The sequence below is a fragment of the uncultured Rhodoblastus sp. genome (assembly GCF_903903185.1).
In the GTDB taxonomy this organism is placed as follows: Bacteria; Pseudomonadota; Alphaproteobacteria; order Rhizobiales; family Beijerinckiaceae; genus Rhodoblastus.
On the sequence record NZ_CAIUXT010000040.1, the window covers coordinates 19,207 to 34,886 of the forward strand.

Below are 15,680 nucleotides of genomic sequence, written 5' to 3' on the forward strand. Positions count from 1 at the left end.
TGTCTATTGCAACATTTTCAAGCGCGGGTGGTCGCGCCGCCATATTCGATGGACCCGGCGCGAGGCTCAGCCGCCTCGCGCTCGATCCGCGTCGCCAGCAGCGCCGCCGCCACAAAAGCGAGCGCCTCGATCGCGAAGACCACGCCATAGGCCGCCAGCGCCGAACCCAGGCCCCAGCGGGCGATATCGACCAGGCTCGCCCCGGTCAGACCGCCCGCGCCGAGCGCCACCGCCTGCGCCGCGCCCCATAGACCCATGCGCACGCCCTCACGCGCGCCCGCGCCCTTGCCCGCGAGGCCCATCATCGCGCCGATCGCCGAGGCCGCGTAGATTCCATTGCCGAAGCCCAGCGCGAACACCGCCGCCCGCACAGGGCCCACATCCGCAGCGACCAGGCCGGCCGCAGCCACCAGAACCAGCGCCGCCGCCGAGACGAGACAGCCGCCGACGATCCAGAGTTTCAGATTGCCCAGGCGCGGTCCGCCAATCGCCGAGGCGCAGATCGCGACAAGGATCATGCCGAGCAGCACGCCGCCATGCTGAAGGCCGGCTAGCTTGGTGGTCATGCCCGGCGACAACCCGAAGGCGAGGCCCGCGAAGGGTTCCACGAGCAATTCCTGCGCGCTGTAGGCGAGCATCGAGACGAAGATGAAGATCGTGAACCGACGCGCCGCCGGCTCCATCCAGACCTCGCGGAAAGCATCGCGGAACGAGGACGCCCGACGTTCCGCCGCAGCCTGCGCCCTGGAACGGGTCTCGACGCCGGCGACCGCGAGGCACGCCACCGTGAAGGCGGCGGCGCAGACGACGCTCGTCACCGCGATCAGCCGCGCGCTGGAATAAGGATCGAGAAAATGGCCGGCGATGGGCGCGGTCAGCGCGAATCCGACGATCATCATCACCCAGACGAGGGTCGCGGCGGCGGCGCGGCGTTCGGGCGCCACCCGGACCGCGAGCGTCGCCAGCACATTGGTGCCCGCCGCGCCCGCGCCGCCGCCCACGAGCAGGAAACCGAGCGCGGCGACGGCCAGGCCTTCGGCCCTTGAGGTCCCGGCGAGCGCGGCGCCCATCGCCGCGAGCACGCCCCCGACCGCGAGCGCCGCCATGCCGCCAACGATCCAGGGCGTGCGCCGGCCGCCGACGTCCGATCGATAGCCCCAGGCTGGGCGCAGGATCTGGACGCCATGGAACAAGGCGATCAGCAAACCAGGAACCACCGCAGGCAAAGCGAGTTCGATCACCATCACCCGATTGATCGTCGCCGTCATCAGCACCACGATCGAGCCGAGCGATGTCTGAACCAGGCCGAGACGCAAGATCCCGGGCCAGGAAAGCGAGGGAGGTGGCGACGGAGAGAGCGATGCGTCGTTCATTTCCACCTCCTCTTCACTTCATTTCCACCGATCCCGCCCACCCATCGCGCGCGCGATACGCTCCAGTTGCGAACCGATCGATGGGTCCCGGCGGTTCAAGCAAAGCTTAAAATTGCGGTCCGGACACGAAAAAAAAGCTAGACGTGGCAAAAAAAAGTGTCAAGTAAAATTTACGGTTGCAGGACAAGCCTTCGCCGGCGAGGTCAGGTCTCGTCCTCGGGAGCGGTTTCGTCGCCATCGCCAAGATTTCCGAGGCCGTAGCGGCGCAATTTGGCGTAGAATCCCTGACGGCTGAGGCCGAGCATTTCGGCCGCCGCGGCGCGATTGTCCTCCGTCAGCTGCAGGGCCGCGTCGATGCACAGCCTTTCGATGAGATCGGTGGTTTCGCGCACCAGATTTTTGAGCGGGACGCGACCGACGAGATCGATGAAATGCTCGACCGTTCGCGGCAGTTCGCGACCGCCAAGCCTCTCGCGTCCGGCGCGCCAGCCCGCCGCGCGGATGGCGAGGCCGTAGCAGGGCTCCCCTTCGCCGGGCAAAGCCGCGCCGGCGACCTCGACATCCTCGGTGGAGCCCAGCTCGCCGCGCATGACGGTGGAAAAGTGACGCACCGCGCCGTGGGCGCGAAGGTTGGCGAACAGAATGCCGACGTCAACCGAAGGCCGGCCAAGCCAGCGCTCGATCTTCTCGTTGCGGGCATGCGCCTCGACGCCGACCTGCGCCAGGTCGAGAAAAGCGGCGTTGGCGCTCAGGACGCGCAAGTCGGAGTTGACGACGACGAACGCCTCCGGCATCGCCACGATCATCTGCAGCAGGTTGGCGTCGTGTTCGTTCAGTGCGCCGGCGCCGGCGCCTTCAACGCGCGAGAATAATATAAGCAGGTGCGCCGCGCTGTCCTGCCGGAACAAAGAGCCCGAAATCAGGACGCGGGGGCCTTGGGCCGCAATCTCGACCAGGACGTTGTCGACCCGCGGGGCGAGCCGGGCGGCGGCGACGAAGGACTGGATGGCCTGCCGGCTCCGCACTTCGAACAGATCGCTGAAGGACGAGCCGGGGATGCGCCTGGGGTCCACGCCGAACAGTTCGGCGGCGGCCGGGTTGACCTCGACGATGCGCTGCGTCGCGGCGTCCACGATCGCGACAGGCTCGGCCGAGAGTTGAAACAGCAGGCGATAGCGCTTTTCGGCGTCGCGGATGCGCGCATATTCGCGCTCCATATCCTGCTGGGCGTCGGCCAGTCGCTGTTGCAGCGCCGCCAGGACGCGCAGGTCGCGGCCCACGGCCACGACCCGGGCCTCGTTGCCAACCCGCATCGCGCAATAGCGGACCGGAACGTCGGCGCCGCCCGACGTCGAGGGGTGATTGATGTGGCGCCATCGCGTCGGCTGACTGGCGTTGGCCTCGCGCAGAATGTCTTCGATCTTCGGGCGCGTGTCGCTGGTGACCACTTCGGTCCAACGTCGCCCCAGCCAACCGCTGTAGGCCGCTTTGGCAAGATCCGCATCGGAAAAGGCGACGTCGAGAATCAAGCCGTCCTTGTCCATGACGAGAGATACATCCGCCGAGGCGGCGACAAGCGCTCCTGCTACCTCGGCGTCGATGGCGCCGAAATTTTCAGTCGCGTTGGAGAAACCTCCCCGGTATGCGGGAGCCGACGCGCGGTCAATCACGGATGGGTTCCTGTTCCGGCTCGCCGAATCGATGCTCAGCAGCTTATGTTAACCATGTTTGACGTCGTGGACACGTCTAGCAAAGCGTGTGGAGCCCGGACAGTCGTTTCTGCCGTGCAGGCGCAGAAGTCCGCGCCCAGTTTCGCAGCAAGTCCAAGGTGCTCGGCGAAGATGGGCCCGCCGACAAGAACAACCAGTCCCGGGTTTCGCGAGGCCTCGCGCGCCTCGGCGATCGCCCTCTTCAAGGAATCGATGTGGCGGTCGCAACTCAGCGAAAAGCCTACCACGTCGCGCCAATGCTCCGCCAGTTCGGCCTGAAAACCCCGCCCCTCGCCCCTGTCCACGCTCCAGCCCGATCCGCGGAAAAGAGCCTCGGCGATATCGACGCCAAGCGTGTGGGTTTCTCCGGGAGCGACCTGGACCAGGATCGACGGCGACCGCCCCGAGGTCCTCTCGCAGGCGCAGGGTCCGATTTCGCTTATCCAGCGTTTCAGGGCCCCGGATGCGCGCTGCATGTCGATCAGGTCGCAATCGTCATCGTACCATAGACTCCCAAGCTCCCGCGCGACGGGCGCGAGAACCCCGGTCATGATGGCGAATGGCGAAGCGCCCGAGGCGAGGCGCCCGCCAATCTCACAGCGAAAGTCGTCGTCGCGCCCCTCGACCAGCAGTCTGGCGAGTTTCCCCGTTTCGATCCGCTCCGGATTCGCCCAATTCGCGTCAAGCAGCCGCGGCAAAACCTCGGCGCCGATGATTTCGCGCAGCATGGCTCCCAGTCCCGGCCCACAAAGTCCCGGCCCACAAAGCCCCGGCGCGTCCGGGCCGCCCGGCGGATGCGCGGGAGTCGGGACGGAACGATCATATGCAAAAAAGTCCGGGAACATGCCTGAATCCCACATGCCGCCCCCCAAAAAATGTTCCCCCGCCCATAACGGCGGCGTCTGAAACAGGCGCCAAGCGTGGGTCTTCCTGCCCGGCCAAACCACGGCCATTCATACGCTCGATACCGATTTAAATGTATTTTTTAGTTGACGTCAATTTATCTTGACATTTTTTATGGGCCCGACCTAGGATTGTTGCGAAGGCGAGGGCTTCGACGCCTTTTCGAGGGACACCCGCCGATCGAGGGAAGGGTAGATGAGCGGTCATCGGACGAGCAACCCGACATCCAAATCGCTTTACACCCCAGAGCAGCGGGAGCGGCGCGACGCCACCGTATGGACGCTCGTCCAGGGCCTTCTCGCTCCGTTCCAGTTCCTGGTCTTCTTGATCTCCCTCGCGCTGGTGACACGATTTTTGCTGACCGGTCAGGGGCAAGAGGCGGCGACGGCGTCCATCGTCGTGAAGACCCTGGTGCTATACACCATAATGATCACCGGCGCGATCTGGGAGAAGGTGGTGTTCGGCGTTTACCTGTTCGCCGAGGCCTTCTTCTGGGAGGACGTTTTCAGCATGGCCGTCATCGCGCTGCACACGGCCTATCTGGCGGCGCTGCTGACCCATTCCCTGGACGCCCGGGGGCAGATGATGATCGCTCTCGCGGCCTATGCGGCCTATGCGATCAACGCCACGCAATTCGTGCTGAAGCTGCGCATGGCCAGGCTTCAATCCGCCGACGCGGTCGCGGCGACGGAGTGCGCGCCATGAACCAGACGGTTTCCCTTCGCCCGCCCGCGCCGGGCGCGCCGCCGCTTGTCCAGGAACGCGGCCAGCGCGAAGTTTTCTGCGGCCTGACGGGGATTGTCTGGCTGCATCGCAAGATTCAGGACGCCTTCTTCCTGGTTGTCGGCTCGCGCACTTGCGCGCACCTCATTCAGTCGGCCGCCGGCGTCATGATTTTCGCCGAGCCGCGCTTCGCGACGGCGATCCTCGATCAACGCGACCTTGCCGGCATCGCCGACATCAACGACGAACTCGACCGCGTGGTCTCGCGGCTGCTGGAGCGCCGGCCCGACATCAAGCTGCTGTTTCTCGTCGCCTCCTGCCCCTCGGAGGTCATCAAGATCGACCTGGTTCGCGCCGCCCGGCGCCTGAGCCGCCAGCATGAGCCGCGCGCCCGCGTGCTGAGCTATTCGGGGAGCGGCATCGAGAAGACCTTTACCGAGGGCGAGGACGCGTGCCTTGCCGCGCTGGTTCCGGAATTGCCGGCGGAAGCCGCGACGGCGGCCCCTTCCCTGCTCGTCGTCGGCGCGCTCGCCGACATTGTCGAGGACCAATTCGCCGCTATCTTCGCGGATATCGGCATCGCCGATGCGCGGTTCCTGCCGATGCGGCGCGCCTCGGCCATGCCGGCGGTAGGGCCGAATACGCGGTTCCTCCTCGCGCAGCCCTTTCTCGCCGAAACCGCCCGGGCCCTCGAATCGCGCGGCGCGCGGCGGTTGGCCGCGCCCTTTCCGCTTGGCGCCGAGGGGACGACGCTCTGGCTCAAGGCCGCCGCCGACGCTTTCGGCGTCCCGGCGTCGCGCTTCGAAACGGCGGTCGCCCCCGGGCGCGCGCGCGCCCAGAAATCGCTCACCCGGCATATCGAGCGGCTTTCGGGCAAGCGGATCTTCTTTTTCCCGGACTCGCAACTCGAGATCCCGCTGGCGCGGTTTCTCGCGCGCGAGGTCGGAATGCGGCCGATCGAGGTCGCCACTCCCTATCTTCACCGGCAGCTGCTAGAGGAGGAACTCGCCCTGCTTCCCTCCGAAGCGCGGCTTTTCGAGGGCCCGGACGTCGATCGCCAGCTCGATCGGTGCCGCGCCGCGCGTCCCGACCTTACCGTCTGCGGCCTGGGTCTCGCCAACCCGCTCGAAGCCGAGGGCCTGCCGACCAAATGGTCGATCGAACTGCTGTTCACGCCCATTCAGGGCTACGATCAGGCCGGCGATCTGGCCGAACTCTTCGCCCGGCCGCTCGCGCGCCGGTCGCGTCTGGAGGTCTAGCCATGCAGCTGACGCTCTGGACCTACGAGGGTCCGCCGCACATCGGCGCCATTCGCGTCGCCACCGCCATGAACGGCCTGCATTTCGTGCTGCACGCGCCGCAGGGCGATACCTACGCCGATCTGCTGTTCACCATGATCGAGCGCCGCGCCGAGCGGCCGCCGGTCACCTATACGACCTTCCAGGCGCGCGATCTCGGCTCGGACACCGCTGAAATCTTCAAGGCCTCGGCATATGAAGCTTTCGAGCGATTCAGCCCGCGCGCGATGATCGTCGGCGCCTCGTGCACTGCCGAACTGCTTCAGGACGATCCCGGCGGCCTCGCCCGCGCGCTCGACCTGCCCATCCCCGTCATTCCGCTCGAACTATCCGCCTATGACAAGAAGGAAAACTGGGGCGCGGCGGAGACCTTGTACCGCCTCGCGCGCGGGCTTTCAGGCGGGCGCCGCCAACGCCCGTCACGGCCGCGTCCGCTCGCCAACCTGCTCGGCCCGACGGCCCTCGGCTTCCGCCACCGCGACGATACGGTGGAGATCTCGAAACTGCTCGGCGCGCTCGGCGTCGATATTGGCGTCACCGCTCCGCTGGGGGCGTCGCCGGACGACCTGACCCGGCTCGGCGAGGCCGACTTCAACATCGTGCTCTATCCGGAGATCGCCCTGCCGACCGCGCAATATCTCGAAAAGGCGCATGGCCAGCCCTATACCAGGACGGCGCCGATCGGCGTCGGCGCGACGCGGGACTTCATCGCCGAAGTGCGCGCCCTCGCAAGCCTTAATGCGAGCGCGCCGCTGCAGGAGTCGAAGATCGAGGAGTCGCGGCTGCCGTGGTGGTCGCGCTCCGTCGACTCGACCTATTTGACGGCCAAGCGCGTCTTCATCTTCGGCGACGCAACCCATGCGCTCGCGGCGGAGCGGATTGCGCGCGAGGAAATGGGCTTCGACGTCGTCGGTCTCGGGACCTATTCGAGGGAATGGGCGCGCGAGGTCCGCGAACGCGCCAAGGTTCACGACATCGAGGCGCTGATCACCGACGATTATCTTGAGGTCGAGGAAGCAATCGCCGCCGCGCAGCCCGACCTCGTGCTGGGCACCCAGATGGAGCGTCACATCGCCAAGCGGCTGCAACTGCCCTGCGCCGTCATCTCATCGCCCACCCATGTTCAGGATTTTCCGGCGCGCTATGCGCCGCAGATGGGCTTCGAGGGCGCGAACGTCATTTTCGACGCCTGGGTTCATCCGTTGATGATGGGGCTTGAGGAGCATCTGCTCGGCATGTTCCGCGAGGATTCGGAATTTCACGAGGGCGCGAGCGCGTCGCATCTGGGCGCCTTCTCCGCGCCGCAACGCGCCCCCGCAGCCCAGGCGCCGCCCTTGTCCGCGCTGGCGGAAAAATCGGCGCCGCTCGACCCCCAATGGAGCGACGAGGCGTCGAAGGAACTGCGCAAGATACCGTTTTTCGTTCGCGGCAAGGCACGCGGAAACACCGAGAAGTTCGCGCGCGAGCGCGGCCTGACGACGATCAGTCTGGGGACTTTGTATGATGCGAAAGCCCACTACGGCCGTTGAGGAAACATCCGTGAAAGTCGTGATTGTCACGATGGACTCGCATGTCGCCAGCACGACCGATCGCGCGCGTCTCGCCCTGGAAAAGGAAATTCCCGGATTGCAGCTGCATGTCCACGCGGCGTCCGAATTCGCCGCCGACGCCGGCAGATTGCGGAACTGCCTCGACGATATCGCCGACGCCGACATCATCATCGGCGTCATGCTGTTCCTGGAAGAACATTTTCAGCCGTTGCTCCCGGCGCTGATGGCTCGCCGCGACAATTGCGACGCCATGGTCTGCGCGATGTCGGCGGGCGAGGTGACCAAGCTCACCCGGATGGGCAAGTTCGATATGAGCGCGCCGATGAGCGGGCCGATGGCCCTGCTCAAGAAATTGCGCGGCGGCAAGCCGAAAACCGGGTCGGCGGGCGCCAACCAGATGACGATGCTGCGCCGGATACCGAAGCTGCTGCGTTTCGTTCCCGGCACGGCTCAGGATGTGCGCGCCTATTTCCTGACGTTGCAATATTGGCTCGCCGGTTCCGAAGAGAACATGGCCAATCTGGTTCGTTCTCTGGTCGATCGCTACGCCGACGGTCCGAGGCGGAGCCTTCGCGGCGCGATCAAGGCTTTGCCGCCGAAAGAATATCCCGACGTCGGCGTCTATCATCCCGGCATTCCCGGCGGTGTCGCCGAATCGCTCGACAAGCTTCCGCAGACCGCCGGCCGGACCAAGGCGACGGTTGGCGTTCTTGTCATGCGTTCCTATGTGCTCGCCGGCAACGCGGGCCATTACGATGGCATGATCGCGGCGCTGGAAGCGCGCGGGTTGAAGGTCGTCCCGGTTTTCGCCACCGGCCTTGACGCCCGGCCGGCGATCGAAAAATTCTTCTTCCAGGACGGGCGTCCGACCATCGACGCGATGGTGTCGCTGATGGGTTTCAGCCTGGTCGGCGGCCCGGCCTACAACGACGCGAAGGCGGCGGACGAAATCCTGACCCGGCTCGACGTGCCCTATATCGCGGCCCATCCCGTCGAATTCCAGACGCTGGAACAATGGCAGGGGTCGGAGCGAGGCCTGTTGCCGGTGGAATCCACGATCATGGTGGCGATTCCCGAACTCGACGGCTCCACCGGCCCGGCGGTGTTCGGCGGGCGCGCGCAGGGCGGAACGACCTGTTCGGGATGCGCCGACGGATGCCGCTTCCCGCAGTCGGAAAGCCTGCGCGACATGCATGTTTGCAAGGAGCGCGCCGAGGCGCTGGCCGCGCGCGTCGAGAAACTGGCGGTGCTGCGCCGTTCCGAGCGCGCCGGGCGGAAGATCGCGATCGTCCTGTTCAACTTTCCGCCGAACGCCGGAAATACCGGAACCGCGGCCTATCTGTCGGTGTTCGAGTCGCTGCACCGCGTTCTCGTGGCGATGAAGGCGGCAGGATATACGCTCGATCCGCCGGCGAGCGTCGACGCGCTGCGAAACGCCATCATTCACGGCAATTCCGAGCGCTTTGGCGCCGTCGCCAACGTCCACGCGCGGGTGTCCGTCGACGACCACGTGCGCCGCGAGCGCTGGTTGAAGCAGATCGAAGCCCAGTGGGGCCCGGCCCCCGGCCGGCAGAACACCGATGGCGCGTCGATCCATGTGCTCGGCGAGCGGTTCGGCAACGTATTCGTCGGCATTCAGCCCGCCCTCGGCTACGAAGGCGACCCGATGCGGCTGCTGTTCGAGCACGGATTTTCGCCGACCCACGCCTTTTCCGCGTTCTGCCGCTGGCTGAAGGAAGATTTTGGCGCCGACGCCGTGCTGCATTTCGGCACGCATGGGGCGCTGGAATTCATGCCGGGCAAGCAGACCGGCCTTTCCGGCTCATGCTGGCCGGATCGGTTGATCGGCGATCTGCCGAATTTCTATCTTTATGCGTCGAACAATCCGTCCGAGGGCGCGATCGCCAAACGCCGCGCCGGCGCCACGCTCGTCAGCTATCTCACGCCGCCCGTCGCCAATGCCGGCCTTTATCGCGGCCTCGTCGATCTGAAGGCGACGCTCGATCGCTATCGCCGGTGCGCGCCGGACGCCGACGAAGAACGCCGGGACCTTGCCGAGATCATTCAATTGCAGGCCAGCGAACTGGATCTCGCCAAAGCCGAGCCGGCCTGGGGTCCGGACGCCGAGTCCAGCATCCACGCGCTCGGCGACGCCGTCCTCGAACTCGAATATACGCTGATCCCGCATGGCCTCCACATCGTTGGCGAACCGCTGTCCAGCGAAGAGCGCGTCGACATGCTGCTGGCGATGGCCGAGGCCTCTCAGGGCGTCCATCTGGCGCGCGAGGACGTCAAGGCTCTGGTCGGCGGCGTCGCGATCGACTCGATCTCGCGCGAACCGGCGACTCGCGACGCGCTGCGGGCGCTGGCGGGTCCCTCCGATCTTCTGTCGCGCGATTATGAGGTCGCCGGCATTTTGGGGGCGCTGGACGGCCGGTTCGTGCGGCCGGCGCCGGGAGGCGACCTGCTGCGCATGCCGGAAATTCTGCCGACCGGCAGAAATCTGCATGGTTTCGATCCGTTCCGGATCCCCAGCGCCTTTGCGGTTCAGGATGGCGCGAAACAGGCGGCGCGCCTGCTCGAACGCTACCTCAGCGACGGCCATCCCTTCCCCGAGACCATCGCGATGGTGCTCTGGGGCACCGATAATCTGAAGACCGAAGGCGCGCCGATCGCCCAGGCGCTGGCGCTGATGGGCGCCGCCCCGCGATTCGATTCCTATGGCCGGCTTGCGGGCGCGAAGCTCATTCCGCTCGAACAACTCGCCCGTCCACGCGTCGATGTCGTGATTTCGCTTTCGGGCATTTTCCGCGACCTGCTGCCCCTGCAAATCAAGCTGCTGGCGGAAGCCGCCTTCCTGGCGGCCAGCGCCGACGAGCCGATTGATCGCAACTTCGTGCGCAAGCACGCGCTCGCTTTTGTCGCCGAGCATGGCGGCGATCTCGAGACGGCTTCGCTGCGGGTGTTCGGCAACGCCGATGGCGCCTATGGCTCCAATGTCAACAACCTCATCGAGAGCGGAAACTGGGAAAATCAGGACGAACTGGCGGAAACCTACACGCGGCGCAAGGGCTTCGCCTATGGCCGCGCGGGCGCGCCCGTCCAGCGGCCGGAACTGCTCAAGAGCGTGCTTGGCGGCGTGGATCTCGCCTACCAGAACCTCGACTCCGTTGAACTCGGCGTGACCACGGTCGATAATTACTTCGACACACTCGGCGGCATCAGTCGGGCGGTCAAACGGGCCAAAGGCTCGGTCGCGCCGGTCTATATCGGCGATCAGACCAAGGGACAGGGCCTGGTGCGCACGCTCAACGAACAGGTCGCGCTCGAAACCCGCACCCGCATGCTCAATCCCAAATGGTACGAGGGCATGCTCAAGCATGGCTACGAGGGCGTGCGCCAGATCGAGACCCATGTGACCAACACCATGGGCTGGTCGGCGACCACGGAGCAGGTGGAGCCCTGGGTCTATCAACGTCTGACGCAGACCTATGTGACCGACCCGGAGATGCGCGAGCGGCTCGCGAGCCTGAACCCGACGGCCACCGCCAAGATCGCCAACCGTCTCCTGGAAGCCCATGAGCGCGGATACTGGAAACCCGACCCCGCCCTGCTTTCGGCGCTGCGGGATGCGGGCGAGGCCATGGAAGATCGCCTTGAAGGCGTTATCGCGGAGGTCGCATGAACACAGTTATCCGTAGTCCCCAGCCGCCAGGGTCCGTCCAGGTTGAACTGGACCCCGATGTGCGGATCGGCACAGCCAAGGTATTCGCCATCTATGGCAAGGGCGGCATTGGCAAAAGCACGACCTCGTCGAATCTGTCGGTCGCCTTCTCCAAGCTCGGAAAGCGCGTGCTGCAGATCGGCTGCGATCCCAAGCATGATTCGACCTTCACGCTGACGAAGCGTCTCGCGCCGACCGTGATCGACGCGCTGGAGGCCGTCCGGTTTCATGTCGAGGAACTGCGGCCCGAAGATTATGTCGTCGAGGGCTATAATGGCGTGTTGTGCGTCGAGGCGGGCGGGCCGCCGGCCGGCACCGGCTGCGGCGGTTTCGTCGTCGGGCAAACCGTCAAGCTTCTCAAGGAACACCGTCTGCTCGACGACACCGACATCGTCGTTTTCGACGTACTCGGCGACGTCGTTTGCGGCGGCTTCGCGTCGCCGCTGCAACATGCGGATCGCGCGCTCATCGTCACCGCCAACGATTTCGATTCGATCTTCGCGATGAACCGGATCGTCGCCGCGATCAACGCCAAGGCCAAGAACTACGATGTCCGGCTCGGCGGCGTGATCGCCAACCGCAGCGCCGGCACGGACGAAATCGACCGCTATTGCCGCGAAACCGGCCTCGAGCGCGTCGCCCATATCGGCGATCTCGACGCGGTGCGCCGCAGCCGCCTGAAGAAATGCACCTTGTTCGAAATGGACTCCTCGCCCGAGATCGACAAGGTCTGCAATGAATATCTGGCGCTCGCCGAACGGCTTTGGCAGGGAATCGATCCGATTGCGGCGCAGCCGATGAAGGATCGCGATCTGTTTGAATTCCTGGGGTTCGACTAATGACCGGCCTGAGCTACCACGCGCGCCGCGACGAGCTTCTGACCTACTTCGACCGCACGGCGGTCGAAGCCTGGAGGCGGCTGACCTCCAACGAGCCCGTCGGCTCGATCCGCGCCACGGTGCGCGCCGGCCGAGACGAGATGCGGGAAAATCTTTTGTCCTGGCTGCCGCAGGACCCGAGCGGCGCGCGAATCCTCGACGCGGGCTGCGGGTCCGGCGCGCTTGCGGTCGAACTCGCCAGGCGCGGCGCGCACGTCGTCGCCATCGATATCTCGCCGACCCTCGTCAAACTGGCCGGCGAGCGCTCGCAGACCGAATCCTTCGCGACCAATATCGATTGGCGCGTCGGGGACATGCTCGATCCGCAGCTCGGCCGCTTCGACTATGTCGTGGCGATGGACAGCCTCATCCACTATGACGGCCCCGACATCGCCAGCGTCCTCGCGCAATTCGCCTCCCGCACCTCCCGCGCCGTCCTGTTCACCATCGCGCCGCGCACGGCGGCCTTGACCGTGATGCACACGGTCGGCCGCGTCTTCCCCCGTGGCGACCGCGCGCCGGCGATCGCGCCGATTGCGCCGCGCGCGCTCGACCGCGCCATGAAGCGCCATGCCGGCCTCACCGATTGGGGTCTTACGCGCTCGCATCGCGTCGCGCGCGGCTTCTACATCTCGCAAGCGATGGAGGCGCGCCCGATATGAACCGCGCCAGCGCCGCCATCATCGAGGGCTTCATGCGCCTCGGTCCGCGTTTCCTGCCCTTCGCCGACGCGGGGACGGCGGAATTGCCGATGAGCCGCGTGCTGCGCCTGTCGCTGTTTCAGGTCACCGTCGGCATGGCCGCGGTGCTGATGATCGGCACGCTGAATCGCGTGATGATCGTCGAACTGGGCGTGCCCTCCTGGATCGTCGCGCTCATGCTGGCGCTGCCGCTGCTGTTCGCGCCGCTGCGCACCGTCATCGGCTTCCGCTCGGATCGCCACCGTTCGGTGCTGGGCTGGCGCCGCGTGCCTTTCCTCTGGTTCGGCACGATGGCGCAGTTCGGCGGTTTCGCGATCATGCCCTTCGCGCTGCTGCTGCTGTCGGGCGACACCACCGGGCCGATGTGGGTCGGCGAGGTCGCGGCGGGGCTTGCCTTTCTGCTCGTCGGCGCCGGACTGCACACCGTGCAGACCGTCGGCCTCGCGCTTGCGACCGATCTGGCGCCCGAACGCGTGCGGCCCAAGGTCGTGGCGCTGCTCTGCGCGAGTTTGCTTATCGGCATGGCCGCGAGCGCCGTTGTGTTCGGCCTGGTGTTGCGCACCTTCAGCGAAGTGAGGCTCATTCAAGTCATTCAGGGCGCCGCCGTGGTCACGGTCGTTCTCAATTCGATCGCGCTCTGGAAGCAGGAGCCCCGCAACAGCTTGCCGGCTCCGGCCGCCCGCCGCGCGGGATTCGCCGAAGCATGGAGCCTGTTCGCCGGGGAGGCGCGCACACGTCGCCGGCTTGTCGCCATCGCCCTCGGCACCGCCGGTTTCTCGATGCAGGACATTCTGCTGGAGCCCTATGGCGGCAAGATCCTCGGCCTCCCCGTTGGGGCGACGACCACGCTGACCGCGATGCTCGCCCTCGGCGGCGGACTGGGCTTGCTCCTGGCGGCGCGGCGGCTGAACCTCGGCGCCGATGCGCATCGGGTCGCGGGCTTCGGCGCCCTCGTCGGCGTGATCGCCTTCGCCTTCATCCTGGTGTCCGCTCCGCTGCAATCGCCTGAAGCTTTCGGCGTGGGGGTTGGTCTCATCGGCTTTGGCGGCGGGCTGTTCGCGCATGGCGGCCTGACCGCGAGCATGGCTGCGGCCCGGCCCGAGGCCCGCGGACTGGCGCTCGGCGCCTGGGGCGCCGCGCAGTCGACGGCGGCGGGTCTGGCCATCGCGTTCAGCGGTTTGATCAATGACTCGGTTGGCTCGCTCGCGGTGCAGGGCGCGCTCGGCGAAGCGCTCGCCGATCCCGTCACAGGCTATTGCGCGGTCTATGCAATCGAAATCCTGCTGCTGCTCGCCGCGATTATCGCGATCGGGCCGCTCTCGCGGAGACAATTCCACGCGGTCGAAACGACTTCGCTGCGCGGCCCCTCTTCCATTGGCTTAAACCCCGGAGGCATGCCATGATCCACGGCGCAATCGGCCACCTCGATGTGGCGCAAATCGTTCTTTATGCTTTCTTTGCCTTTTTCGCGGCGCTGATCTGGTACCTGCGCCAGGAGGACCGACGCGAGGGTTACCCGCTCGAGTCGGAGTCCGACGGCGGGTTCAGGGAGCGAGGGTTCCTCTTCATTCCCGATCCTAAAACTTTTCGTCTGAGCGACGGAACCAGCATTCTGGCGCCGACCTATGAAGGCGACGCGCGGCCGATCAAAGCGGTCAAATGCGATCCATGGCCGGGCGCGCCGCTGGAGCCGACCGGCGAGCCGCTGCTCGCCGGAGTCGGTCCCGGTTCCTGGGCGGTCAGGCCGGACTTTCCCTACCAGACCGCGGATGGTCATGATCTGATCGCGCCGCTTCGCGTTGCGACCAATTTCGCCGTGGCCGTCGAGGGCGCCAACCCGCTCGGTTTCGCGGCGATCGCCGCCGATGGCAAAGCCGCCGGCGTCGTCAAGGACCTCTGGGTCGACCGCGGCGAGACCGTCTTGCGCTATTATGAGATCGCCCTCGACAAGGGCGGCTCGGTGCTGGCGCCCGTCAACTTCGTCGATGTCAACGGCAATGCGCGCTCCATCAGGATCAACGCGCTCACTTCCGCACAAATCGGGCTGGTTCCGAAGCTGAAGAACCCGGATTCCGTTACGCTTCAGGAAGAGGAGATTATCGGGGCCTTCTATGGCTCCGGCACGCTCTATGCGACCCACGATCGCGCGGAGCCCCTGATATGAAAACGGTCAACCTTGCAAAACTGTTGCCCACCGACATCCCGCCAGGGGAGCGTGTGCTCTGGTTCGGTCGCCCCGATCCGACGAGCCTCTGGCGGAAAGCCTATCGCGCGGATTGGGTGATGATCTGGTTCGCGGCCCTGACGGCCTGGAGCTTCCTCTCGGCCCTGGCCGACGAAGGGGCCGCGAGCGCCGCCCTGGCGGCGCTGCGCTCGCTCGCATTCGGCGGGACGAGTCTGGCGCTGCTTGGCTTTCTCGCCTGGCTCGGGGCGCGCAACAGCCTGTATGTCGTTACCGAGCGCCGCCTCGTCATCAAGAGCGGCGTCGCCTTGCCGATCTTCATCAATCTGCCGTTCCAGCACATTGTCGCGGCCGATGTTCGCTTGAACGCGGATGGAACCGGCGACGTCTCGGCGCGCCTCGCGAAGGATCAGCACGTTCCCTATATCGCGCTGTGGCCGAGCGCCCGTCCGTTCCGATTCGCCGATCCGGAGCCGACCCTGCGTTGCGTGCCGCAAGCAAAGGCGGTCGCCGAGACGCTCGGGCGCGCCCTGTCGGCGGCGGCAGGGCAGGAGCCCACGCCGGCCAAGCGCCCGGCGGCGGGCGTCGGGACCGGCGAAATCAACCTTCCGGCGCTGGCCTGAGGCGAGCAGGAGCGAA

General features: G+C 66.2%; 12 protein-coding genes. 9 read left to right on the forward strand and 3 right to left on the reverse strand.

Annotation, left to right across the window (positions count from 1 at the left end):
- Nucleotides 1-17: 17 nt before the first annotated feature.
- From QZY01_RS03320 to QZY01_RS03330, 3 genes are all read right to left on the reverse strand, one after another.
- Entirely contained in the window at nucleotides 18-1,373 is a 1,356-nt protein-coding gene (locus QZY01_RS03320) for a BCD family MFS transporter (RefSeq protein ID WP_294533301.1), read from the reverse strand.
- A gap of 203 nt (nucleotides 1,374-1,576) precedes the next feature.
- The gene (gene ppsR / locus QZY01_RS03325; RefSeq protein WP_294533304.1) at nucleotides 1,577-3,043 is read right to left on the reverse strand and encodes a transcriptional regulator PpsR; all 1,467 of its coding nucleotides are present in this window, start codon (nucleotides 3,041-3,043) and stop codon (nucleotides 1,577-1,579) included.
- A gap of 35 nt (nucleotides 3,044-3,078) precedes the next feature.
- Nucleotides 3,079-3,810 (reverse strand): cobalamin B12-binding domain-containing protein, encoded by a 732-nt coding sequence (locus tag QZY01_RS03330; RefSeq protein ID WP_294533307.1) that lies wholly within the window; start codon nucleotides 3,808-3,810, stop codon nucleotides 3,079-3,081.
- Nucleotides 3,811-4,180: 370 nt separating this feature from the next.
- Here QZY01_RS03330 and bchF point away from each other — a divergent pair, with 370 nt between their 5' ends.
- Genes bchF through puhB form a run of 9 tightly spaced genes read left to right on the forward strand, consistent with a single transcriptional unit; the run spans nucleotide 4,181 to nucleotide 15,664 of the window.
- Nucleotides 4,181-4,690: a 2-vinyl bacteriochlorophyllide hydratase gene (bchF, locus tag QZY01_RS03335; RefSeq protein WP_294533310.1), complete on the forward strand. Its 510-nt coding sequence runs from the start codon at nucleotides 4,181-4,183 to the stop codon at nucleotides 4,688-4,690.
- Entirely contained in the window at nucleotides 4,687-5,967 is a 1,281-nt protein-coding gene (locus QZY01_RS03340) for a ferredoxin:protochlorophyllide reductase (ATP-dependent) subunit N (RefSeq protein ID WP_294533313.1), read from the forward strand. Before bchF ends, QZY01_RS03340 begins: the two co-directional genes overlap by 4 nt.
- 2 nt (nucleotides 5,968-5,969) lie before the next feature.
- A complete protein-coding gene (bchB, locus tag QZY01_RS03345) occupies nucleotides 5,970-7,535 on the forward strand; it encodes a ferredoxin:protochlorophyllide reductase (ATP-dependent) subunit B (RefSeq protein ID WP_294533316.1) in 1,566 nt (521 codons plus the stop codon).
- Nucleotides 7,510-11,241 (forward strand): magnesium chelatase subunit H, encoded by a 3,732-nt coding sequence (locus QZY01_RS03350; protein WP_294533376.1) that lies wholly within the window; start codon nucleotides 7,510-7,512, stop codon nucleotides 11,239-11,241. The genes bchB and QZY01_RS03350 overlap by 26 nt, the downstream gene beginning before the upstream one ends.
- Nucleotides 11,238-12,119: a ferredoxin:protochlorophyllide reductase (ATP-dependent) iron-sulfur ATP-binding protein gene (gene bchL / locus QZY01_RS03355; protein ID WP_294533320.1), complete on the forward strand. Its 882-nt coding sequence runs from the start codon at nucleotides 11,238-11,240 to the stop codon at nucleotides 12,117-12,119. The genes QZY01_RS03350 and bchL overlap by 4 nt, the downstream gene beginning before the upstream one ends.
- The gene (gene bchM, locus QZY01_RS03360; protein WP_294533323.1) at nucleotides 12,119-12,820 is read left to right on the forward strand and encodes a magnesium protoporphyrin IX methyltransferase; all 702 of its coding nucleotides are present in this window, start codon (nucleotides 12,119-12,121) and stop codon (nucleotides 12,818-12,820) included. The genes bchL and bchM overlap by 1 nt, the downstream gene beginning before the upstream one ends.
- Nucleotides 12,817-14,262, forward strand: a complete 1,446-nt coding sequence (locus tag QZY01_RS03365; RefSeq protein WP_294533326.1) for a BCD family MFS transporter — start codon at nucleotides 12,817-12,819, stop codon at nucleotides 14,260-14,262. Before bchM ends, QZY01_RS03365 begins: the two co-directional genes overlap by 4 nt.
- Nucleotides 14,259-15,023, forward strand: a complete 765-nt coding sequence (puhA, locus tag QZY01_RS03370; RefSeq protein WP_294533329.1) for a photosynthetic reaction center subunit H — start codon at nucleotides 14,259-14,261, stop codon at nucleotides 15,021-15,023. Before QZY01_RS03365 ends, puhA begins: the two co-directional genes overlap by 4 nt.
- The gene (gene puhB, locus QZY01_RS03375) at nucleotides 15,020-15,664 is read left to right on the forward strand and encodes a photosynthetic complex putative assembly protein PuhB (RefSeq protein WP_294533332.1); all 645 of its coding nucleotides are present in this window, start codon (nucleotides 15,020-15,022) and stop codon (nucleotides 15,662-15,664) included. The genes puhA and puhB overlap by 4 nt, the downstream gene beginning before the upstream one ends.
- Nucleotides 15,665-15,680: the final 16 nt, after the last annotated feature.